Origin of the sequence: Ralstonia sp. 22111 (genome assembly GCF_052045895.1) — a bacterium.
In the GTDB taxonomy this organism is placed as follows: Bacteria; Pseudomonadota; Gammaproteobacteria; order Burkholderiales; family Burkholderiaceae; genus Ralstonia; species Ralstonia wenshanensis.
In genome coordinates this window covers 260,609-281,271 of record NZ_JBQEPR010000006.1, presented here as the reverse complement: position 1 = coordinate 281,271, position 20,663 = coordinate 260,609, and the positions used below count along the sequence as shown (strand labels likewise).

Below are 20,663 nucleotides of genomic sequence, written 5' to 3'. Positions count from 1 at the left end.
TAGGCGGTGGCATGCCAACAAGCGGATGTGTGCGACAGAAGATGCCGACGCGCTGCGATCGAACACTCACCGATTGTTTTGGCGCTACCGCGGGAGATGGGACGCTTGCGGGCTCCCCGGAATTCTCCGCCATAGGGATCGCGTGTGTTGTGCACACGGCGGTCTCAAAGAAGCTCACGTGCAGCCGGTCGGAGCCGCACGTGTACTCGAACTCGCGAATCTGTGCTGAATCCAGTGTCTCGACGAGGCATTGAATGTCCCGGGCATTCATGGCGGCGCGGGTTCGTTAGCTAAGCGACTTCACGGCGATGCCGGCGTGTTCAAGCGTGCGCCGAACCTTCGCAGCCATGTCGATGGCCCCCGGGGTGTCGCTGTGCACGCAGATCGTGTCGATCTGAACGGGCAGCATGCGCCCGGAGACCGTTTCAATTGCGCCAGCCTGGACCATCCGCAACATGCGCTCGGCAACCTGGTCCGGATCATGCAAGACGGCCCCCGGGACCTTGCGATGCACGAGGTGGCCTTCTTCGTCATAGGCGCGATCGGCAAACACTTCGTTGCGTACCTGCAAGCCCATCTCGCTACAGATGCGGGCCATGATTGCGCCGGCGAAGGTCATGCAGATCAGTTCGGGGTTGACGGCCTTGATAGCGCGCGCGATGGCTGTTGCGACGTCGGCGTCTGTCTGGGTCAGGTTACCGAGCGCGCCGTGGGGTTTCACGTAGGTGATACGGTGCCCCGCATATCGCGCAAGTGCCTCTGCAGCGCCAATCTGATACGCCACCAATCGCTCGATTTCGCCGGGCGTGTAGGGGATGATCCGGCGCCCGAAACCCCACAGATCTGGAAAGCCAGGGTGGGCGCCGACCGCAACGCCGCGTGCTTTGGCGAGTTTGAACGTCTTGGCCATGATTTCCGGGTCGCCGGCATGCAATCCGCACGCGATATTGGCGGACGTGACGATGTTGAGAATCGCCTCGTCATCGCCCATGCGGTACGCGCCAAAACCCTCTCCCATATCGGAATTCAGGTCAACCGCGATGGATTGGGGGGCATTCATATGGAGTTCTCCTGGATGTTGATGTTTGGCTTCGTCTACGCGCTTCATGTAACGAGCGCGAGCCGTTGACGAAGGGTGGTTTGTTCATCGTGTTGCTGACGCAGTGCGGATACCGCGGTGTCGATGTCGGTGATGGAAAATCGGATGCGGCAGCCGATAGGGGCTTGCGCGAGCTTCCACAAATCGGCCTCGATCACGGTCGCAATCTTCGGGTAGCCGCCACAGGTGTTGGCATCCGCAAGCTGGACAATCGGTTGACCCGAGGGTGGTACCTGTACCGTGCCAGGGACGATGCCGTGCGAGAGCAACTCCACAGGTGCCACAAGTGAGAGACTGGCGCCTGCAAGGCGATACCCGACCCGATTAGCGTCGGGGGTCACTTCATACGTCGATTGCTCGAACGCCTCACGTGCGTCTGACGTAAAGAGCCCGTACTCGGCTGCAGGAAGCGCGTGCACGTTGACGCAGCCGGAAGCCAGTTCTTGCCAGAACGCGGGAAGCGCCTTGGGGACAATGCCGAGATCTAGAGCCCGCTCGCCGTAGCCGGGGCGCGGACACAGGGGCAGCGTATCGCCCCGACGCAACCCACGGCCTTCGAGGCCGCCAAATCGCCCTTTCAGATCGGTAGATTTGGAGCCCAGCACGGGTGCTGCATCGATTCCGCCGCGAAGCGCAAGATACGCACGTGCACCATGCTTCGGCCGTTCGATGACGAGCGTCTGACCGGCCTGCGCCGAGCGTCCCCACCAGGGCGGAATCACGCTGCTGTCTAGCCGGACAGTACAGTCTGCGCCTGTCACGGCAAAGTCGGTGTCGACGCAAAACTTTGCCCGAAAGGGAAACAGGCAGATTTCGACGGCCGCTGCATCCGCAGCGTTGCCGAGCAGCGCGTTGGCAAGCGACAAGGCCACAGGGTCCATTGCTCCGCCGCGGCTCACGCCCAGCGCCATGTGCCCAGGGCGGCCGAGATCCTGAACAACGTTGGGGGCGCCGTTGGAGAGAATTTCGATCAAAGCTCGACCCCTCTCACCAAGAAGCGCACGCGGTCGCCAGGGGCGAGGAAACATGCGGGCTGCCGCCGGGGATTGAACATCTCCAGATCTGTCGTCCCAACCAAGTGCCAGCCCGATGGCGCAGTGCAGGGCATCACCCCAGCTTGGCTGCCACCAACGATGACCGAGCCGGCCGCTACGCTCATGCGCGGCACCTTGCGCCGTGGCACCGCGAGTTCGGAGGGCAGGCCGGCCATATAGGCAAAGCCCGGCATCGACCCAACACAGGCGACGGTGTAGATCGCTGAACTATGGCGATGCACATAGTCTTCGATGGACATCGATGCGCCCGCGGCAAGGTCGTGCAGGTCTTCGACCGCCGTGCCCCCGTAGGTGACCGGAATTTCAATCTCACGGCCGGCGTTGGCGAGGGGGGCGGTGGTGCTCCACAGCCGGCGAATCCAGGCTTCCGCCTCGGCAGGGTGCAACACAAGAGGATTGAAGAGGAACAAGAGGTTGTTCACGCCAAGCACGAGCTCGCCGTTCTGGTCGGCTTCGAGTTCAGCCCGTAGACGATCAGCAAGCCCAATCAGGCGTTGTTGAATCTCAAGCTCAAATGCACCGGTGGACGGATCGAACAAGATGGCGCCTGAGCCCGCCGCATGTACTCGGACAGCGGCCTCCGGCGCCAACTCGGGCGCAGGTACTTCTAGTGTGAGCGTCATACTGGAGCGTAGCCGGAGCGATGGCTCGCCGGCCTTGTACAGGTCAAAAGTTGCTCTGCGTCGGTGGCTACACGCGCTACTCGTCAAGCGGCTTGTGCGCGGTTTCCTTAGCAGCGAAGAGTGCAACCAAGGTGACAACCAGCCCTGCGCTCGTGTATAGCGCCAGCGGTGTGGTAGACGCATAGGCTTTATACAGAGAAGCGAAGACGAGGGGAGCGAACCCACCGCCGATGATCCCGCCAAACGTCGCCGCGAGTGATGCACCTGCATACCGGACACGTGTCGGGAATTGCTCGGTGACAAATGAGGCCTGTGGACCGTACATCATGGCTTGGAACAACATCCCCACCACGAGTGCCACGCAGATCAGCCAGGGCTGCAGGGTTTCCATCAGCGCGAAGTAGGCGAAGGCCCACAGGATGGAGAACACCGCGCCCGCGCCATAAACGGTCCGGCGCCCCAGTTTGTCGCACAGCGCCCCGAACAGGGGGACGGCGAACGCGTGAACCACCGAGCCGAGCATGGTTGCCGTCAAGGCAATAGAGCGCGGTAACTTTAGGATGCTCGTGACGTAGGTCAGCGTGAAGATCACCAACAGCCCGTACACGATGTCTGACCCGATCCGGACACTGCCCGCGATCAGCAGTCGCCTCCAATGGCCGGCGACCACTTCCTTGAGCGGCATTTCTGCCTTGTGATGGTGATGTTCGAGCGCAACGAACATCGGCGTTTCCTCGACGCCCCGGCGCAACCAAAGCCCGAAAGCGACCAGGATGACACTCGACAGGAACGGAATGCGCCAGCCCCACGACTGGAAGGCTTCAGCCGGCAACAGATAGGTGAACAGGGTGATGAACCCAGCGCCGAGCAACGTTCCGCACGCAGGGCCGACTTGCGCGAACGAAGCGTTGCGGCCGCGCTGATTTTGCTTGCCGTGCTCCATGGACAGAAGCACCGCGCCTGCCCACTCACCGCCAATGGACACACCTTGCAGGAAGCGCAGCAGGACAAGCAGGATCGGGCTCCAGATGCCCCAAGCCTGATACGTCGGCAACATCCCCATGAGGCCCGTGGAGACACCCATCAGAATGAGCGTTGCCACCAGCACAAAGCGCCGCCCAAGCTTGTCGCCGAGATGACCGAACACGATGCCGCCGAACGGGCGCGACAGATAGCCCACCGCGTATGTCGAGAATGCCAGGATGGTGCCCGACAGTGGATCGAACGACGGGAAGAAGATGGCATTGAAAACCAGCGCCGCCATCAGGTTGTAGACGGTGAAGTCGTACCACTCCAGGGTGGTGCCGATTGAACTCGCTGCAGCCAGCCGGCCCATCTTGGGGCGGTGGGAGTGTGAAGGGCGTCCCGCCTCCGAGGGCGCGGACACGTCGCCTGGGAGTGCCGTGGTGTTCTCGATCATGCCAACTCCTCTGCCGCAAGCTTCCAGGTTAGCGAGTAGCGTGCTGCAGCTTCCCGCGCGCACGGCAGCTCCGACATCGCCGTATGAAGAGACGATCGATTCGACGCATCGCTGCTGCTTTCGATGATGAGGATCGGCAGCATTCGTCGGGCTGAGAGGTCTTCCAGCGGAAGTGGCCGGCTCAGTTCATCGCTCGGTGTCAGCAGATACGAATGGACAAAACCGGACGACTTGGACAGGCGTTCGCCCAGGTCTTTGCACTGTTCGATCAGCTCTTCCGAAGCGATCAGCACATTGAGCGGCAGGATCGCAACCCACCCGCCACTGCCTTGCCCCACGTTTGCGCGGACTTCGCCGATGCGGCGCGTAGGCGCGCGCATCTTCTTCAGAACGGCAGTGGACCATGGCGTCTGATTTTGAAACGCGTATGTGTAGGCTTTCGAGGCAAAGGTGGACAGCGATTCCGCCCAGTACAGGCTCAGATACTTCGGCCGGCTTTCGACAGAAACGTAGCGGGCAGCGGAGATCACGCCATCCATCCGGACGCGTTCCTCGATATGTTCACGGTCATACCAGGCGTTGAAGTCGTCTTCATCGCTCGGATCAATGTCGGATGCCACGAAGAGCATGCCGGGTTGGAGCAGAGCCATCGTTGTCGCCTCGCGTTCGGTGGGAGATGGACTGATGCTACGTAGCGCGATCAATCGGCTCAAACGGGTTTTTATGTGGCTAGTTGATAGATTTTTCTTTTGTATAAGCGATGGGTTACGCACCATTTTCGAGTGTGAGCAGGTCAACTTGGTGCTGGAAATGGCGCCGCGGCGCGACGTTCGAGCGTGGCCCTCGGGTTAATACGGATTCGCGTTTTTGGGGCGTGTTTGCGGACTGCTATATGCCCATTACATGCATCGGATTAGGGAAATCCCGATCAACGGAGTGCCCGCGACATCGGTGCCGGCTGGACTCGTGCAACAACGGGTTGTTCGGCTCGCTTGCGACAAGCACACTAGGAAGCTTGGTAACTACAGCGTTGCGCGCCATTCAATTCGGAGCTAAGTCGGCGGCTGATTGGTGGGCCAGACTTGGGCTCACGCCAAACGCTGCGATCTATGAACGTGAATTCGGAACCAGACAAATGAACACGCGCTTTCTCGAGAGCTTCATCATGGTGGTGCAGCTCGGCAGCTTTCGTGCAGCAGCTGAGCGGTTGCATATCACCCAGGCCGCCATTTCCAATCGAATTGCCTCTCTCGAAGAAGAAATCGGTGCGCGTGTTTTTGTTCGTGATGCGCGAGATCTCAGGTTGACGCCAGTAGGGCTGCGGCTGATCGGTTTTGGCGAGCGCATGCTCGAGCTGCAGGATTACATCATGCAGCTTGGCAAGACCGATCAGGCGATCCTTGGCAATGTCCGCATTGGCGCCATCGATACCGTCGTCCACACCTGGCTGGTGGGCTTCATCGAGCATCTTCAGTCGTCACACCCAGGCATTGAGGTACAACTCAGCTCGGAATCGACCGAGCGATTGCACAAGAGCCTGCGTGACGGCGAGGTCGACATTGCGCTGCAGACCGACCAGTTGGCGGGGGACGGCATCGTCAGCACCGCGTGTCTGCCGATGGCGATGGGCTGGATTGGTCGTCCGGAAACGCCCGCGCCCCCCATGGATATGCGCGCACTGTTGTCTCAGCCCGTCGTCACCATGAGCCGCGGCTCGCAGCCTTACCTCGTTCTGAAGGACGTCTATCGGAGAGTGGGCCTTCCGATGGGAAAGGTCCACTGCGTGAACTCGATCGCCGCGCTCGTGCGCTTGGTGAAGTGTGGCTTTGGGAATGCGCTCGTCCCGTTACCACCGGTGAGGGACGAGGTTGAGCGCGGTGAACTTCGGGTGATTACGACAGAGCTGTCACTGCCACCGCAAGGACTCGTCGTGAGCTATCTCCAGAGTCGAGCGTCCGATGCCATTCGATTTGTGGCCGAGCTTGCCTGCCAGGAAGCGGACCGATACATGCGTTCGATGCCCGCGCCGTACGCACCTATCTGAAGCAGCGGCCCGGGCATGGCGGTAGCCATGGCACAAGCGCTCGGTCGCGCTTGTGCCATGGTTGGCTCCGGTGCCTTCAGAAGGGCTATTGCACCCGTGACCCGCGATGCTCACTGGGTGCCTGTGCAAAGGCCGGTGTTTCGTGCCGTGCCGAGCGGAAGAATAGCGTCATCAGGAACGAAATCACGAACAGGCCAGAGAAGGCCATCAACCCTGATGTTGCAGTGTGGGTCCAGGTCTTGATATAGCCGATCAGGTACGGTCGGCGACGGCAAGTGGCTTGGGGTCGTGACGTATCCGCTGCTTGCTGAAGAGATCGTCCCGGTCATGAGCGCTGATCAAGCCCGCAAGGGGCCGATCAAGATGATCGATCAGTTGCTGCAGTATCCACTGCTACGTGTGGTCTCACGCCCGACGGCGTGGCGCGACTGGTTCGCAAAGCATGGCTACACCGGTGGTGGTCTTAAGTTGGGGCCGCAATATGAGCTGACGTCGCATCTCATCCAGGCGGTATCGGCCGGCATGGGGATCGGCCTGGTACCTAAATTCCTCGTGGAGGAAGAACTCAAGGCGGGCACGCTTGTTATCGCAGTCAACGGCGTACGCACTGCAAGTGGAAACGGCTATTACCTGGTGGTTCCAAGCGGCCGCGAGTCGTACCCACCTTTCGTCCAGTTCAAAGATTGGCTCTTGGGCGTAACCCAGGGCGCCGGACAGGAGGCCGCTGGGGACGCTTGATTTCGCGATCTGCCCGGTTCGGGTATCACGTGGCCGTTCAGACCAGAACCTCCCGACAACGCCGCACGCGGCGGTGCAATTGTTCTTCAGACCATTTTTCAAACGTTGCCGCCCGGAGTGGCGCGGCAACGTTGGCGCCCATCAAACTTCAAGATGGACGCATCAAAAAATGGTATTTCATGTCCACGGCTTCCCCCATATACGATGGCTCGCCAAGGGGCATCGGGCGTCAACACGTAGCGCGGCACATGCCCAACCGTGCTAACGCCAGTGCATGCATACCGATGCCTTAAGGCAGACCACAAGAGGAGGGGAGCATGAAGAAGGTCATTCTGACCTGTGTCGCACTTGCAGCGCACTGGGTATCGCATCAGGCCATCGCAGTCGAACTTGGTCCATCGCTACAGAAAATCAAGGACACCGGCGTGATTGCGCTCGGCGTACGCGAGGGCTCCGTTCCTTTCAGCTACAACCTGGGTGGCATTCGGCAGGTTGGTTACTCGCACGATATCAGCCTCAAGATCGTCGAGGCGATCAAGACGCAATTGAAGTTGCCTGACCTTCAAGTGAAAGAGGTCCCGCTCACCGCGCAGAACCGCATCCCGTTGTTGCTGAACGGCACCATCGACCTGGAGTGCAGTGTCACGACCAACAACCTCGAGCGACAGAAGCAGGTGGCGTTCAGCAACACGATCTTCGTGATTGGCACGCGGCTGCTCACAAGAAAAGACAGCGGCATCAAGGATTGGTCCGACCTGCAAGGCAAGAATGTGGTTGTCAACGCGGGCAGTACATCCGAACGACTGCTGCGCAAGATGAACGATGATCGCAAGCTCGGCATGAACGTCATCAGCAGCAAAGACCAGGCGCAATCATTCCTGACGCTGGAAACTGGCCGAGCGGTCGCATTCATGAACGACGATGCGCTGGTTTATGGCGAGCGTGCCAAGGCTAAGACCCCATCAGACTGGGTGGTGGTGGGCAAGCCGCAATCCCGCGAAGCCTACGGCTGCATGCTTCGTCAGAACGATCCGCAGTTCAAAAAGCTGGCGGACGACGTTATCGCAGGGTTGATGAAGGATGGCACGATCGCGGCGATGTATACGAAGTGGTTCGCCCAACCCGTTCCGCCGAAAGGGCTCAGCCTGGACTTTCCCATGTCTGAAGACATGAGGGCGCTGTTGAAGAACCCGAACGACAGGGCACTCGACTAGTCAGCGCGTCTGGCGAAGAGGTTGCCGCTCGGCAACCTCAGCCATCGCTGTAGCAAGCTGCGCCGGGATCGCAATTGGCGCTGTCCATACCACGTTCGGCAATGCCGAACGCGCGGTTCGAATTTTCGAGATTGTCCGGCGAGGGCGATAGCCCGAGACTGGCATCCACTACAAAAAAGCCAGGAGACAGTGATGTTGCATGAAGACATCGGCGTTACCGCCGATGGCGCGTCTGCTCGCCCAGCCGCCACCCAAAGATCCCAGCGTGTTCGAGGAATCATCGGAGCCTGCTCAGGCAACTTGGTGGAATGGTTCGACTTTTTCGTCTACGCCTACACCGCAATCTATTTCGCGTCCGCGTTTTTTCCAAGCGGTGATCAACTGAGTCAGTTGCTTTCCACGGCGGGTGTGTTCGCTGCCGGCTTCTTCATGCGGCCGCTTGGCGGCTGGCTGTTCGGCTGGATTGCTGACACGCGTGGCCGCAAGATATCGATGATCATTGCCGTCTTCATGATGTGCGGCGGATCCATGATGATCGCGGTGCTCCCGACGTATCAGTCAATTGGCACGCTTGCGCCCATCTTGCTGGTTGTGGCGCGCCTCATTCAGGGGTTGTCGGTTGGCGCGGAGTATGGAGCGGGAGCAACCTACTTGAGCGAGGCCTCCTCGAAGGGGAACCGTGGCTTTTTCGGCTCATTCCAATACTTCACGATCATCGCTGGCCAACTGCTGGCGTTGCTGACTGTCGTGACGCTCCAGCACACGCTGAGTATCGCGGAGTTGAAGGCGTGGGGCTGGCGTATCCCGTTCTTCATGGGGGCTATCAGTTCGGTGGTCGTGGTCTATCTGCGTCGCTCCATGATCGAGACGGCCTCCAAGACCGGCATGAAAAGCAAGGAGGCGGGCTCCATTCGCGGTTTGCTCAAGCACAAGCGGGCAGTTCTGCTGGTGCTTGCGTTCACGGGCGGCGGTTCTCTGTACTTCTACACGTTCACAACCTACATGCAGAAGTTTCTGGTGGTGTCGACAGGCATGAGCGCCGAGACCGTCAGCGTGGTGATGACCGCATCGCTGGTCTGTTTCATGCTCTGCCAGCCACTGTTCGGCAGGTTGGCGGACCGTCTTGGTATTCGGGCACACATGCTATTGTTTACTGGCCTGGCATCCGTGCTGGTAGCGCCCATCTTGTTTGCCCTCAAGTCGGTCTCCAACCCCTACGTAGCGTTTGCCTTGGTCACGGGAGGCTTGCTCATCTCGTGCTTCTATACGCCGATTGCCGGCCTGGTGAAGGCCGATTTGTTTCCGCCCTCGGTGCGCGCTCTGGGTGTCGGCTTGCCCTATGCCTTGGCCAACGCCGCGTTCGGTGGCACCGCGGAGTACGTTGCGCTAGCGCTGCGCTCCGCTCACATCGAGTCGGACTTTTTTGTATATGTCGCGGCCCTTGCTGCAATCGGGTTCCTTGCCTCTCTGGCACTGCCTGATCTTGGCCGGCATGGCTATCTGGATGGGTCTGGCGAGGTTGAAGGGAATACCCGCTTCAGGCTGTTTTGACCGACTATCGAACGAGTGGCTTGTTCGGCGCGATGGGTTAGGTACCGACCCAGCTCGCGCCCGGCCAAGTTCCGCTTAGTACGAGTCGCCGCGCGAGCGCGACAAGCTCCAGCGAGGCGACGTTGGCCGCCGGCGACACCCGCCGCGTCATGAGCTTTGCCAAGACGATACGGCGCGAAAGGTCCGGCGAGTCCAGCGGTGCCGCAGCGAGCGCGCCACGGGCGATTTCCTCTGATACGGCAGATGTGGGTAGGACGGTGTAGCCAAAGCCAGCAGCTACGAGGGACTTCTGCAGATTTAGCGAGTTGGTCTCGACCGCGACTGTTGGCGTGACGCCGGCCACGGCGCAGGCGTGCTCCACAACCGTTCGCAGGCCATGTGGCGCGTTTGGCAGGATCAGCGGCAGGTCTTGCAGCGCTGCGACGTCATGCACATCGTCCAACGCTACGCTGCCCGGCGGCCCAACTAAATAGAGGCGTTCATCCAGCAAGGGCTCCAATTGCAGGCCCGCACTGGATTTCACATCGTAGAGCAATGCAACGTCCACATCGCCCGCCTCCAACCATTGCACCAGGTTGCCGGCATATCCGGCAGTGAGGCGCACGACCAGCGCTGGATGCTTGTTCTTGATCGCAGCCACCAGTTCCGGTGCCAGCAACTCGCACGTGCTTGGCAGCAAGCCCAGCGACGCAGTGCCGGTGATCGCGCCGCTGGATGGCTTGATCTCAGCACGGGCGCGATCGAGTTCCTGCAGCGCGCGCCGCCCATATTCCGCCAGCGTCTTGCCGGCCTCGGTCAGCACCATGCCGTGCCGCTCGCGACCGAACAGTTCGACACCGAATTCTTCTTCCAGCAACCGGATATGCCGTGATACCGCAGGCTGGACGATGCGCAGCATCTCTGCAGCCTTGGTGGCGCTGCCCGTTTCCGCTACGGCTAAAAGCGCGCGCAATTGCCTGATGTCCATGCTGGGTGTGCCTCTTGATGGCCTATTGCAAGCGGTGATTGAGCCATCAAATAATTGTATTTCATAAAGCTTGCCAGTCAATTCTATGATTCTTTCCGCAGTTTCATCAACCCACTGAACCGCCATGAATCACCCCACATCCGATCATCTGACCTGGCATGAAGACATCTTCCAGGTACTGAAGCAGCGCGACGTCGAGCAAGTCGCCTATGTGCCCGACGCCGGCCATTCCCACGTCATCAAGCGTGCGATCGCCGACCCTGACATTCGAGACATTGTCCTGACGACCGAAGAGGAGGGCGTGGGCGTTGTGAGCGGCGCATGGCTCGGCGGTCAGCGCGCTGTGCTGTTGATGCAGAGCAGCGGGGTGGGCAATTGCGTGAACATGTTCTCGCTGCTCGATAGCTGCCGCTTTCCGCTTATGACCATCGTGACCATGCGCGGCGAGTACGCCGAGTTCAATCCGTGGCAAGCGCCCATGGGGCTCGCAACGCAGCGCGCGCTCGAACTGATGGGTATCACCGTCTATCGCGTTGACCGACCAGAAGACGCAGCGGAGATCATTGATGCGGGCTTGGTGTCCGCCTTCGACGCGGGCCAGCGTGTGGCCGTGCTGCTCTCCCAAAGCCTCATTGGCCGTAAAAAGTGGATTCGCTGAACATCATGACGACCTCGACTCAACAACGTACGATCGACCGCCGCGCCTTTGTGGCGGCACTGCTCAAGCAGTTTCCCGATGCCCTGGTTGTGACCGGTCTCGGCTCACCGTCCTACGACGTGTTCGCCGCTGGCGACCGCCCCAGCAATTTCTACCTGTGGGGCGCCATGGGCGGATCGACTTCGGTGGCTCTGGGCTTGGCCGTTGCCCAGCCGGACAAACAGGTCATCGCTATCACTGGCGACGGCGAGCAACTGATGGGCGTGGGAAGCATCGCCACCGCAGCTGCTCAGCGTCCTGACAACCTGGCCGTGGTCGTGCTGGATAACGGCCATTTTGGCGAGACCGGCATGCAGCAGAGCCACACGAGCCTGGGTACGAACCTGGCTGCCGCCGCCAAGGCATTCGGTGTGCCCAACACGCTGGAGATTTCGTCCGCGGAGCAGGTTGGTGAACTGGTAGAACTCATCAAGCGTCGCCAAGGGATGACGCTCGCGCAGGTGTACATCTCGTCAGAGGAATGCCAGCGTGCACTGCCGCCGCGCGACGGCGTGTTCGTGAAGAACCGTTTCCGTCAACACCTGGGCTTTGCCCCGCTGTAAATCGTTCATCGTTTTTTGGACCGCGCCGCCATGCAGCAGTACCCCATGCTCATCGATGGCGCCCATGCTCCCGCGAGCGATGGGCGCTGGTTTGAAACCCACAACCCCTACACGGGCGAGCCCTGGGCGATGGTGGCCCGCGCCACGCCTGCAGATGTCGAGCGCGCTGTGGAGGCCGCAGACCGCGCGTTCCGCTCGGGTCCGTGGGCGGAGTTGACCTGCACGCAACGCGGTGCGCTCCTGCGCAAGCTGGGCGACCTGATCACGCGCGATGCTGAACGCCTCGCACAAACCGAAGTGCGCGACAACGGCAAGCTGCTTGCCGAAATGCGCGCGCAAGTGAACTATCTGTCGCAGTGGTTCTACTACTTCGGCGGCCTGGCGGACAAGATTGAAGGCGCCGTCATCCCGCTCGACAAGAAGGGCTATTTCAACTACACCCGCGCAGAGCCGCTCGGTGTGGTTGCGGCCATTACGCCGTGGAACTCGCCGCTGATGCTGTTGGCTTGGAAGATCGCCCCAGCGCTGGCGGCCGGGTGCACGGTTGTCGCCAAGCCGTCCGAATTCACGTCGGCGTCAACGCTGGAGTTTGCCAAGCTGTTCGAAGAAGCAGGCTTTCCGCCGGGCGTCTTCAACGTAGTAACGGGTTTTGGAGCAGACATCGGTGCTGCCCTGGTAACCCACCCAAAGGTTAAGAAGGTCACGTTCACCGGATCTGACGCTACCGGCCGCATGATCAATCAGCAGTGCGCAGCACAGTTCAAGCACGTCAGCCTCGAGCTGGGCGGCAAGTCGCCGAACATCGTTTTCAGCGATGCCAATCTGGATGATGCTGTCAACGGCGCAGTATCAGGAATCTTTGCGGCCACTGGGCAAACCTGCATCGCCGGATCGCGGCTGCTGCTGCAGGACGAGATTCATGATGACTTCATCGAGCGATTGCTGGCGCTCGCGAAGACCGCCAAGCGCGGCGATCCGATGCTGCCCGACACGCAGGTTGGCCCCGTCACCACGCCCGCGCAGTATGAAAAGGTCCTGTCCTACATCGACATCGCGCAGGGCGAGGGTGCACAACTCGTCTGCGGTGGCCGTCCTGCACCGGAAAGCGGAAAATGGTTCGTCGAGCCGACCATCTTCACCGGCGTCACGCCCAAGATGCGCATTGCACAGGAAGAGGTATTCGGCCCCGTGCTGTCCATTCTGCGTTTCACGGATGAGGATGAAGCTGTCGCCATAGCCAACGACAGTTGCTATGGACTTGGTGCTGGCGTGTGGACATCCGACATTGGCCGCGCATTCCGCGTGCCTCAGCGCATCGAGGCGGGCACCGTCTGGGTGAACACGTATCGAGCCGTGAGCTTCATGTCGCCGTTCGGCGGCTACAAGGATTCGGGTCTCGGGCGCGAGAACGGCATGGCCGCTATCCAGAGTTATCTACAAACGAAGAGCGTGTGGGTGAACATCGGAGCTGCGACCGGCAATCCGTTCACGATCCGATAAGCTACGGTGCGCAAGCATCGGAGCTCAATACATGACTGAAACCATCTTGCTGGCGGGGTTGGCTGGATGCATTGAAGTACTGATCGATGCTCCAGTGGGTATGCCGCTGGGTGTGGCGGTGGTGGCCCACCCGCACCCGTTGCAGGGCGGGTCGGCTAGCCACAAGGTGCCGCATCAGATGGCCAAAGCGCTGGTTGCATGCGGATACGTGGCGGCCCGCCCCAACTTCAGGGGCGTCGGCCGGTCCGAAGGTGTGCACGACGGCGGGCTGGGCGAGGTTGGAGACCTACTTGAAGTCATCCGGCACTGCCGGCAGGCGTACGTGGGCCAACTCCTGTTGGCGGGGTTTTCCTTTGGCGCCTTCGTGATGGCCCACGCGGCGACTGCCTTGACGCGCGAAAGCGTCGCGCAGGACGGTGTGATACTGGCCGGCACGCCGTGGGGCACAGTTGATGGCCAGCGCACTTACGAAACGCCGCCCGTTCCCGCCGACACGTTGGTGATCCACGGCGAGCAGGATGAGCGTGTGCCGCTTACCGCCGTATTCGACTGGGCGCGGCCGCAGGGGATGCCCGTGGTCGTGGTGCCAGGCGCTAATCATTTCTTCACGGGCAAGCTTGGCGTTCTTGGACGCTTGGTGAGTGACTACGTCCACAATAAGTGCGCCGCCCCGGCGGCCATCTAAGTGCCAACCATGCGCAACCCTCTGGCCCATGATGCAGCCCTCGATGGCCTTCCCGTCCCGCAGCGGGTGTTCGCCGCGTTGGCGATTCTGGCGGGGGTCTTCATGGGGGCGCTGGACACATCCATCGTCAACGTGGCGCTGCCGACCATCGCCCACGATCTGGAGGTGTCGGCGTCCGCCGTGATCTGGGTGGCCAATGCGTACCATATTGCGGGCGCGGCAACCATGATGAGCTTCGCCGCTTTTGGCGGCGTAGTCGGCCGCAAGAGGGTCTATGTAGCGGGTCTGGCTGTGTTCACCGTTACGTCATTGGGTTGCGCCATGTCCGGATCGCTGGCGTGGCTGGTAGCGTTTCGTGCCGCGCAGGGCCTCTGCTATGCGGCGATTGTGAGCATCGGTATCGGTATGTATCGAAGAATCTATCCCACGCATCTACTTGGGTCGATTCTTGGTATCAATGCGCTCGTGGTGGCGGTGGGTACGGTGGCCGGGCCGACGGTGGGTGGTGTGATCGTGACGGGGCTGGGTTGGTCCTGGCTCTTCCTCGTCAATCTTCCCCTTGGCATGTTGGCGATCGGCTTGGCTTGGCGCAACCTGCCGCCCGACCATGAGACTGGCGGCGTGTTCGACGCAAGGGGCGCAGTGCTGTCGACCATCGCCTTGGTTGCTCTCGTCACGGCAGTCGACCAAGCGGGGCGCTGGCCTGGTCAGGTCGTCGGTTTGCTGGCTGCGGTGAGTTTGCTGACGGGGGTGCTCTTCTACCGGTCGCAGCGGGCGGCATCCGCACCCTTACTGCCATTGGCCATCTTCGCATCTAGTCGTTTCTCGTTGGCTGCCGTGACTTCGCTGGCATCGTTCACGGCGCAAGGGCTCGCGTTTGTCGCGCTGCCGTTCCTGTTCCAGGCGACGTATGGGCGCAGTGCAATTGCATCGGCGCTGCTGTTTACGCCGTGGCCGCTCACGGTGGTGTTTGCTGCGCCGCTGGCAGGGCGGCTAGCTGACAGATTCGACGGCACTGTCGTATCGAGCATCGGCACAGCGATCTTCGCCGTCGGACTGGCAGCCACGGCGCTCCTCGGTGCGCAGCCGGCCACCTACGATATTTTGTGGCGGCTCGCCCTCTGCGGGCTCGGCTTCGGGCTGTTTCAGGCGCCCAATAACCGGGAGATGCTAAGCAGCGTACCCAAGTCGTTGAGCGGGACAGCATCGGGCATCCTATCCACCGCGCGGGTGCTGGGGCAGTCGTTGGGGGCGGCCATTGTCGCCGTCATGATGGCAACAATGGCTATATCCGCGCAGCGCCTGGGACTGGACGGGGATGCCGTCATGCATGGCGTACTGTGGATGGCCACGGCTATTGCGGCATGCTCAAGCCTGTTCAGTGTGCTGCGTATTGGCAAGCCGGAGCAAACAAATGAGGGTAGGTGAGACGGTTGGGTGGCCGCCTACGCCACCTTAAGCGCGTTCTTCCACAGCAGAGCAGCCTCCAGCGTATTTGGCTCCGGTGAACGTCTATATCGGAAATTTGAGATTTACCGGAACGCGCGCCCGCCCGAAACTAGGTGCCCCGCGTTGACAGTTCCGGAGACAAGCGACATGTACTCAGACACATTACCCCGCCTTCGCTCGCTGCTATTCGTTCCTGCAGACAGCGAGAGAAAGCTTGCCGCGTCTCTGAAGTCCCCAGCGGACGGGCTGATATTCGATCTTGAGGACTCGGTGCCGGAAAGGGGAAAGGACGAGGCCCGGCACAAGCTGACCACGTTCCTGGACGCGCACGGAACCTCAATGCATGCGGCGCTTCTGGTACGTGTGAACGGACTGGCTTCCGGGCACCTGCTGGAAGACCTGAACGCAGTGATGCCTTACCGCCCGAACGCTATTGTTCTACCGAAATGCAGGAACGTCGAGGACGTCCATCGTCTCAGCGACTTTCTGGCCGCCTTCGAGTGCGCCGTGTTGAATGGCGAGTGGCAGACAAGCATTATTGCGATGGCCACGGAGTCGTCGGAAGGCGTGTTTGGTCTGTCGTCTTACAGAAACGCGTCTTTGCGCTTACGGGCTCTGATGTGGTGCGTTGACGATCTGGCTGCAGATTTAGGGGCATTCTCATCGCAGACGGGGCGCGGACTCGCCGCACCATTTTCCGTGGAACGAACCATGTGCCTGTTGGCGGCGGCACAGGCAGGTATCGAAGCCATCGATGCTGTCAGTACGAGTCTATCCACGCCCCAGCAGATCCAGCAGGAAGCCGCTCAGGCGAAGCGCGACGGTTTCACCGCCAAGGCAGCGGCGCATCCCTCCCATATCGAGGCCATCAATCGTGCGTTCTTGCCGCAGGACGAGGAGATTAGGTGGGCCCGCAGCGTGGTGGCGGCGTTTTCAAGTGGTGGGGCCTCTGGCGTGGCTCGATTGGGCGACAGGATGATCGATCAACCTCACTTGCGCCTGGCCCATCGCATTCTGTGCCAGGTGGACGGCGCGGACTAACGCTGCGCATTCGTTGATGCGCTGACTAGTGTCAGTCCGGACTGGTGTCCGACGGTATGGAAGCGCTGCCACCGGCTGCCTGCGCCACCTTGATCAACTCATCGATCAGCGCACGCGCACAACCCGGAAGCCCCTCGAGATCGCGCGCGATGACCGCACGCTCTCGGACGGCCCAGGCGTCGGCGAGTTCGACAAGCTCAAGTTGCATGGTCTTGCGGTGCCGCCGCGCAGCGGATAGCGGCACCACACCGATCCCCACACCGGTTTCGATCATGCGGCACATCGCCTCGAAGCTGCGGACCTGAATACGGATCTGCAGCTTGCGCCGCTGGTCACGCACGAGTTCTGTGAGAAACGCATGTAGCGTGCTGCCTTCGTGGAGGCCCACATGCGGGTAGTCCAGCGTGTCGGCAAATCCGACGCCGCGATCGGCTGTGGCCAGAGGGTGCCCGATCGGTGTACAGAGCACGAGCTTGTCAGTGCTGAAATGCACCACTTCAAGCCCGTCGGATTGGACTGGGCCCGAGATGATGCCAAGGTCTGCGCTGCCATCCAGCACGCCGCGGATAATGTCGCGAGTCAGTCGCTCCTGTAGGTCAACCGTCACGGCGGGCCGCTCGGCCATGAACGTGGCCAGTACCTCCGGCATGAATTCGGTGACCGCCGTGGTGTTGGCAAAGATGCGGATATGCCCGACCTCGTCCTTGGAGAACTCTTCGAAGTCGCTACGTACATGCTCGAACTGGCGCTCGATCACGCGGGCGTGCCGCAGTAGCTTTTCCCCGGCGGGCGTGAGCGAAAGGCCCTTGTTGTCGCGATAGAAAAGTCGTGTGCCGAGTTGTTCTTCCAGCGCTTTCAGGCGTGCGCTGGCTGCCGCCGGCGAGAGGAACGCGCGTCGAGCGCCCCGCGAGAGGTTCTGCTCCTCGGCGATACGTGAAAACAGTCGTAAGTCGGCGAAATCGAAGTGCATATGGGTTCCTCGGCGCGCCACTGTAGCAAGCTGCGAAACGGCTCGCAATTGGCAATGACCAGAGTGCGGACTGTTTGCACCATCTGATGTTCGATAGAGCTGAATGCGCGGTTCGCAATTTCGAGATTTACGAGCGCGAGCGATGAACCGAGACTAGCCTTGCGCAGCCGCGCAGACTTTGCTCGACTCTTCATACTCGCTATGCGTCCTCTTGATGGCATCACTGTAGTCTCGCTCGAACATGCAATCGCTGCGCCATTTTGTACGCGCCAGTTGGCTGATCTTGGCGCTCGCGTCATTAAGGTTGAGCGGCCCAAGGTAGGTGACTTTGCGCGCGGCTACGACGAGCGGGTGGACGGCCTGTCGTCCCACTTTGCCTGGACCAATCGCTCGAAGGAAAGCCTTGCGCTGGATTTGAAGCATCCCCAGGCGCAGACCATTTTGGATTCGCTGCTAAATAAGGCCGATGTGCTGGTGCAGAACCTGGCGCCCGGCGCTGCAGAGCGCCTAGGGTTGTCCTACGAGACGCAGTCCAAGATTCGCCCGCGCCTGATCGTTTGTGACATCTCTGGCTATGGCAACGATGGGCCCTACCGCGACAAGAAAGCCTATGACCTGCTAATCCAGGCAGAGTCCGGATTTGTGTCGATCACCGGTACGGCGGAGCAGCCCTCCAAGGCGGGGTGCTCGATTGCCGACATCGCAGCTGGCATGTACGCCTACACGAATATCCTGGGCGCGCTTCTGCAGCGCAATCAGACCAACCGAGGCGCGCACATCGACATCTCGATGTTGGAGAGCATGGTCGAGTGGATGACTTATCCGCTGTACTACGCCTACGAGGGTGCGGCACCTCCGCCCCGTGCCGGCGCCTCCCACGCCACCATTTTTCCCTATGGCCCGTTCCGGGCCGGCGATGGCAAGACTGTCATCCTTGGCTTGCAGAACGAGCGCGAATGGGAGGTGTTCTGCCGCGTAGTGCTTGAACAGCCGGCGTTGGCTACTGACGAGCGCTTCTCGGCGAATTCGCTGAGAGCCAAGAACCGCGAGGCACTGACGGCCCTCATCCATGAGGCGTTTGCTTCTCTGACGGCCGAGGCCGTGGTCGAACGGCTTGAGCGGGCACAGATCGCCAACGCACGCATGAATGATATGCAGGACGTCTGGAACCACCCCCAGCTCAAGGCGCGTGGGCGGTGGACGAGCGTGCCGTCCCCCGTCGGTGAGATCCCAGCCCTGTACCCGCCCGGCATGCCTGACGCATTTGCGCCACGCATGGATGGTGTGCCGGCGCTTGGGCAGCATAGCCGGACCATCCTGGCTGAGCTCGGCTACGACAAGACCGAGATTGATCGACTCGCGGAAGCTGGCGCGATCTGACGCCGTTTGCTCGCGGCACCACCGTTCATCCTGGAAATCACTCGCAATGACTGATCAACGCTCAGCCCGGTCCTACCTCTTCGTTCCAGCCAACCGCCCCGAGCGCTTTGCCAAGGCGCAGGCCGCGGGGGCGGATGCGGTCATCCTGGACTTGGAGGATGCGGTGTCGATGGAAGCCAAGGATGCGGCCCGGCACCATCTAGCCGACTACCTGGCAGGCGGAGGGACCGGCATCGTTCGCATCAACAGTCTCGAAACACCCTGGTGCGATGACGACTTGAGACTGTGTTCGCTGCCGGGGGTGCAGGCCGTGATCGTGCCTAAAACCAGTACAGAAGATGACGTTGCAGCGGTACGTGCGCGACTCTGTTCGGTGCCGTTGTTGCCCCTGATCGAAACGGCGCGCGGTATGGCCAATGCCAACGCGATTGCTGCAGGGCGAGGTGTGGACCGGCTCGTGTTCGGTACCGTCGATTTCCGCACGGAACTTGGCATTGATGGCGACGATGCGGAGCTGTTGACGTTCCGGTCGCTGCTTGTATTGGCATCGGCTCTGGCAGGGATTCAGTCACCGGTTGATGGCGTGACGCTCGAAATTGGCAATGAAGACGTGCTGCGCGCTGCCTGCGTTCGAAGTCGACGGCTCGGGTTCGGCGCCAAGCTTTGCATTCATCCCAGCCAAGTCAGTACGGCCAACCAGGCTTTCAGCCCGAACCCCGCCGAGATCGAGTGGGCGCGACGTGTGATTGAACAGGCCAAGTCCAGCCCCGGTGCGTTCCAACTTGACGGAAAGATGGTTGACGCCCCAGTGATTCAGCGTGCGGAAAAGCTGTTGCGGCAGTCGGGTGAATCGGCGCGTTGAACGCCGAGCGGGATTCCTATCCTACGTACGTGCAGCATGAAGACAATCCGCGTAGTGTGGGTGATCTGCATCCGGCGTTTTTTGGGACGGGCGAACCATCATGGTCGCCCGTTGTTGTCTTCAGAGACCACCTTCCCGCAATCGCGCGACGGTTTGCAGCGAAACACCGAACCACTCATAGAAGGTGACTTCGAGGTCGCGCGCCTCCGGCCAGCCGATGCGACGCTTCAGATGTCCAACTGGCATCTCCGTCTGCGCCGATTCAAATAATGCGCGCATGAGGCGCTGTGTTCTGCAGAGCTGGCTAAGCGCCGCCCCGCGCGCAAACAAGAGCGCCCGCAGGCGCTCAGGCTCCATCCCCAGCGTAGTGGCGGCCGACTTCGCATTCCATGGCGTATCCGGTTCACGGAAGATCAGCCTTGATACGAGCACTGGCAATGCCTTCTCCTGCGCAGCGGAGTGAAGCGAGGTGGCTTCTTCTTCGTCGAGCTCGATTGAGCAGCCGGTTGCATTGAATGTGTCGCCGGTCAGTTGGAGGTCGAAGGGTTCGAATGCGGGTACGCGCACAGGGTGGCCCACCGGCAGCAACCGCCGGTAACCACGCTGGCGAATGCTATGTCCGGTATTCGACGCTGTGAGCGTTACCGGGAATGCTGGTACAAGCCGCTGCAGCAGGAGGGGCGTGCGGCATTGGAGCTGGACGTGCATGCCGAATCAACACGGATGAAACAGATGGCCCTATCGTCGCAGAGCCTTGATGGCGCGACCATCCTGAAGTTCCGAACGCCCCGTTCAGCGCTACGCG

General features: G+C 61.0%; 19 protein-coding genes and 1 pseudogene. 12 read left to right on the top strand and 8 right to left on the bottom strand.

Annotated features, from left to right (window positions below; all coding sequences use genetic code 11):
* Positions 1-286: 286 nt before the first annotated feature.
* The 5 genes from ACTJK4_RS17215 to ACTJK4_RS17195 all read right to left on the bottom strand — a co-directional run bounded on the left by ACTJK4_RS17215 (position 287) and on the right by ACTJK4_RS17195 (position 4,847).
* Positions 287-1,060, bottom strand: coding sequence for a LamB/YcsF family protein (locus tag ACTJK4_RS17215; protein WP_440818502.1), 774 nt, complete (start codon positions 1,058-1,060; stop codon positions 287-289).
* A gap of 44 nt (positions 1,061-1,104) precedes the next feature.
* Positions 1,105-2,073 carry a biotin-dependent carboxyltransferase family protein gene (locus tag ACTJK4_RS17210; RefSeq protein ID WP_440818501.1) on the bottom strand — a complete coding sequence of 323 codons (969 nt, stop codon included), beginning with the start codon at positions 2,071-2,073 and terminating at the stop codon, positions 1,105-1,107.
* Complete coding sequence (gene pxpB / locus ACTJK4_RS17205; protein WP_440818500.1) at positions 2,070-2,777, bottom strand: 5-oxoprolinase subunit PxpB; 708 nt, start codon at positions 2,775-2,777, stop codon at positions 2,070-2,072. Before pxpB ends, ACTJK4_RS17210 begins: the two co-directional genes overlap by 4 nt.
* Positions 2,778-2,853: 76 nt before the next feature.
* The gene (locus ACTJK4_RS17200; RefSeq protein ID WP_440818499.1) at positions 2,854-4,197 is read right to left on the bottom strand and encodes an MFS transporter; all 1,344 of its coding nucleotides are present in this window, start codon (positions 4,195-4,197) and stop codon (positions 2,854-2,856) included.
* Complete coding sequence (locus ACTJK4_RS17195; protein WP_440818498.1) at positions 4,194-4,847, bottom strand: hypothetical protein; 654 nt, start codon at positions 4,845-4,847, stop codon at positions 4,194-4,196. The genes ACTJK4_RS17200 and ACTJK4_RS17195 overlap by 4 nt, the downstream gene beginning before the upstream one ends.
* Before the next feature lie 485 nt (positions 4,848-5,332).
* On the opposite strand from ACTJK4_RS17195, the gene ACTJK4_RS17190 reads away from it, so the two are divergent.
* The 4 genes and pseudogenes from ACTJK4_RS17190 to ACTJK4_RS17175 all read left to right on the top strand — a co-directional run bounded on the left by ACTJK4_RS17190 (position 5,333) and on the right by ACTJK4_RS17175 (position 9,744).
* A complete protein-coding gene (locus tag ACTJK4_RS17190) occupies positions 5,333-6,241 on the top strand; it encodes a LysR family transcriptional regulator (protein ID WP_440818497.1) in 909 nt (302 codons plus the stop codon).
* Positions 6,242-6,520: 279 nt separating this feature from the next.
* Positions 6,521-6,979: pseudogene (locus tag ACTJK4_RS17185) on the top strand (LysR substrate-binding domain-containing protein); the annotation flags it as partial.
* Positions 6,980-7,296: 317 nt separating this feature from the next.
* The gene (locus tag ACTJK4_RS17180) at positions 7,297-8,193 is read left to right on the top strand and encodes a glutamate/aspartate ABC transporter substrate-binding protein (RefSeq protein ID WP_440818496.1); all 897 of its coding nucleotides are present in this window, start codon (positions 7,297-7,299) and stop codon (positions 8,191-8,193) included.
* Between the two features lie 192 nt (positions 8,194-8,385).
* Positions 8,386-9,744: an MFS family transporter gene (locus ACTJK4_RS17175; RefSeq protein ID WP_440818495.1), complete on the top strand. Its 1,359-nt coding sequence runs from the start codon at positions 8,386-8,388 to the stop codon at positions 9,742-9,744.
* A 37-nt stretch (positions 9,745-9,781) separates the two neighbouring features.
* Here the strand turns inward: ACTJK4_RS17175 and ACTJK4_RS17170 are convergent, their stop codons facing one another.
* Positions 9,782-10,837, bottom strand: a complete 1,056-nt coding sequence (locus tag ACTJK4_RS17170) for a LysR family transcriptional regulator (protein ID WP_440818494.1) — start codon at positions 10,835-10,837, stop codon at positions 9,782-9,784.
* On the opposite strand from ACTJK4_RS17170, the gene ACTJK4_RS17165 reads away from it, so the two are divergent.
* The 6 genes from ACTJK4_RS17165 (at position 10,836) to ACTJK4_RS17140 (ending at position 16,646) form a co-directional block, all read left to right on the top strand.
* The gene (locus ACTJK4_RS17165; RefSeq protein WP_440818493.1) at positions 10,836-11,369 is read left to right on the top strand and encodes a phosphonopyruvate decarboxylase; all 534 of its coding nucleotides are present in this window, start codon (positions 10,836-10,838) and stop codon (positions 11,367-11,369) included. The genes ACTJK4_RS17170 and ACTJK4_RS17165 overlap by 2 nt on opposite strands.
* A 5-nt stretch (positions 11,370-11,374) precedes the next feature.
* The gene (locus tag ACTJK4_RS17160) at positions 11,375-11,971 is read left to right on the top strand and encodes a thiamine pyrophosphate-dependent enzyme (RefSeq protein ID WP_440818492.1); all 597 of its coding nucleotides are present in this window, start codon (positions 11,375-11,377) and stop codon (positions 11,969-11,971) included.
* Positions 11,972-12,001: 30 nt separating this feature from the next.
* Complete coding sequence (locus ACTJK4_RS17155; RefSeq protein ID WP_440818491.1) at positions 12,002-13,471, top strand: aldehyde dehydrogenase; 1,470 nt, start codon at positions 12,002-12,004, stop codon at positions 13,469-13,471.
* A 31-nt stretch (positions 13,472-13,502) separates the two neighbouring features.
* A complete protein-coding gene (locus ACTJK4_RS17150; RefSeq protein WP_440818490.1) occupies positions 13,503-14,156 on the top strand; it encodes an alpha/beta hydrolase in 654 nt (217 codons plus the stop codon).
* Positions 14,157-14,165: 9 nt separating this feature from the next.
* The gene (locus ACTJK4_RS17145; protein ID WP_440818489.1) at positions 14,166-15,584 is read left to right on the top strand and encodes an MFS transporter; all 1,419 of its coding nucleotides are present in this window, start codon (positions 14,166-14,168) and stop codon (positions 15,582-15,584) included.
* Positions 15,585-15,752: 168 nt separating this feature from the next.
* Entirely contained in the window at positions 15,753-16,646 is an 894-nt protein-coding gene (locus ACTJK4_RS17140; protein WP_440818488.1) for an HpcH/HpaI aldolase/citrate lyase family protein, read from the top strand.
* A gap of 31 nt (positions 16,647-16,677) precedes the next feature.
* On the opposite strand, the gene ACTJK4_RS17135 is transcribed toward ACTJK4_RS17140, so the two are convergent.
* On the bottom strand, positions 16,678-17,616 hold the full coding sequence (locus ACTJK4_RS17135; protein WP_440818487.1) for a LysR family transcriptional regulator: 939 nt from the start codon (positions 17,614-17,616) through the stop codon (positions 16,678-16,680).
* 201 nt (positions 17,617-17,817) lie between these two features.
* On the opposite strand from ACTJK4_RS17135, the gene ACTJK4_RS17130 reads away from it, so the two are divergent.
* Together ACTJK4_RS17130 and ACTJK4_RS17125 are read left to right on the top strand one after the other, a co-directional pair.
* Entirely contained in the window at positions 17,818-18,996 is a 1,179-nt protein-coding gene (locus tag ACTJK4_RS17130; protein ID WP_440818486.1) for a CaiB/BaiF CoA transferase family protein, read from the top strand.
* Positions 18,965-19,858, top strand: coding sequence for an HpcH/HpaI aldolase/citrate lyase family protein (locus ACTJK4_RS17125; RefSeq protein ID WP_440818485.1), 894 nt, complete (start codon positions 18,965-18,967; stop codon positions 19,856-19,858). Before ACTJK4_RS17130 ends, ACTJK4_RS17125 begins: the two co-directional genes overlap by 32 nt.
* A gap of 120 nt (positions 19,859-19,978) precedes the next feature.
* Here ACTJK4_RS17125 and ACTJK4_RS17120 read toward each other — a convergent pair whose 3' ends face one another.
* Positions 19,979-20,566, bottom strand: coding sequence for a hypothetical protein (locus ACTJK4_RS17120; RefSeq protein WP_440818484.1), 588 nt, complete (start codon positions 20,564-20,566; stop codon positions 19,979-19,981).
* Positions 20,567-20,663 lie beyond the last annotated feature (97 nt).

Bases quoted from the DNA above. Each gene is read 5' to 3' on its own strand.
- ACTJK4_RS17165 (WP_440818493.1), top strand. From the start codon at position 10,836: ATGAATCACCCCACATCCGATCATCTGACCTGGCATGAAGACATCTTC.
- ACTJK4_RS17180 (WP_440818496.1), top strand. From the start codon at position 7,297: ATGAAGAAGGTCATTCTGACCTGTGTCGCACTTGCAGCGCACTGGGTA.
- ACTJK4_RS17155 (WP_440818491.1), top strand. From the start codon at position 12,002: ATGCAGCAGTACCCCATGCTCATCGATGGCGCCCATGCTCCCGCGAGC.
- ACTJK4_RS17135 (WP_440818487.1), bottom strand. From the start codon at position 17,616: ATGCACTTCGATTTCGCCGACTTACGACTGTTTTCACGTATCGCCGAG.
- ACTJK4_RS17120 (WP_440818484.1), bottom strand. From the start codon at position 20,566: ATGCACGTCCAGCTCCAATGCCGCACGCCCCTCCTGCTGCAGCGGCTT.
- ACTJK4_RS17160 (WP_440818492.1), top strand. From the start codon at position 11,375: ATGACGACCTCGACTCAACAACGTACGATCGACCGCCGCGCCTTTGTG.
- ACTJK4_RS17150 (WP_440818490.1), top strand. From the start codon at position 13,503: ATGACTGAAACCATCTTGCTGGCGGGGTTGGCTGGATGCATTGAAGTA.
- ACTJK4_RS17175 (WP_440818495.1), top strand. From the start codon at position 8,386: ATGTTGCATGAAGACATCGGCGTTACCGCCGATGGCGCGTCTGCTCGC.
- ACTJK4_RS17130 (WP_440818486.1), top strand. From the start codon at position 17,818: ATGCGTCCTCTTGATGGCATCACTGTAGTCTCGCTCGAACATGCAATC.
- ACTJK4_RS17140 (WP_440818488.1), top strand. From the start codon at position 15,753: ATGTACTCAGACACATTACCCCGCCTTCGCTCGCTGCTATTCGTTCCT.
- ACTJK4_RS17200 (WP_440818499.1), bottom strand. From the start codon at position 4,197: ATGATCGAGAACACCACGGCACTCCCAGGCGACGTGTCCGCGCCCTCG.
- ACTJK4_RS17215 (WP_440818502.1), bottom strand. From the start codon at position 1,060: ATGAATGCCCCCCAATCCATCGCGGTTGACCTGAATTCCGATATGGGA.
- ACTJK4_RS17145 (WP_440818489.1), top strand. From the start codon at position 14,166: ATGCGCAACCCTCTGGCCCATGATGCAGCCCTCGATGGCCTTCCCGTC.
- pxpB (WP_440818500.1), bottom strand. From the start codon at position 2,777: ATGACGCTCACACTAGAAGTACCTGCGCCCGAGTTGGCGCCGGAGGCC.
- ACTJK4_RS17195 (WP_440818498.1), bottom strand. From the start codon at position 4,847: ATGGCTCTGCTCCAACCCGGCATGCTCTTCGTGGCATCCGACATTGAT.
- ACTJK4_RS17190 (WP_440818497.1), top strand. From the start codon at position 5,333: ATGAACACGCGCTTTCTCGAGAGCTTCATCATGGTGGTGCAGCTCGGC.
- ACTJK4_RS17170 (WP_440818494.1), bottom strand. From the start codon at position 10,837: ATGGCGGTTCAGTGGGTTGATGAAACTGCGGAAAGAATCATAGAATTG.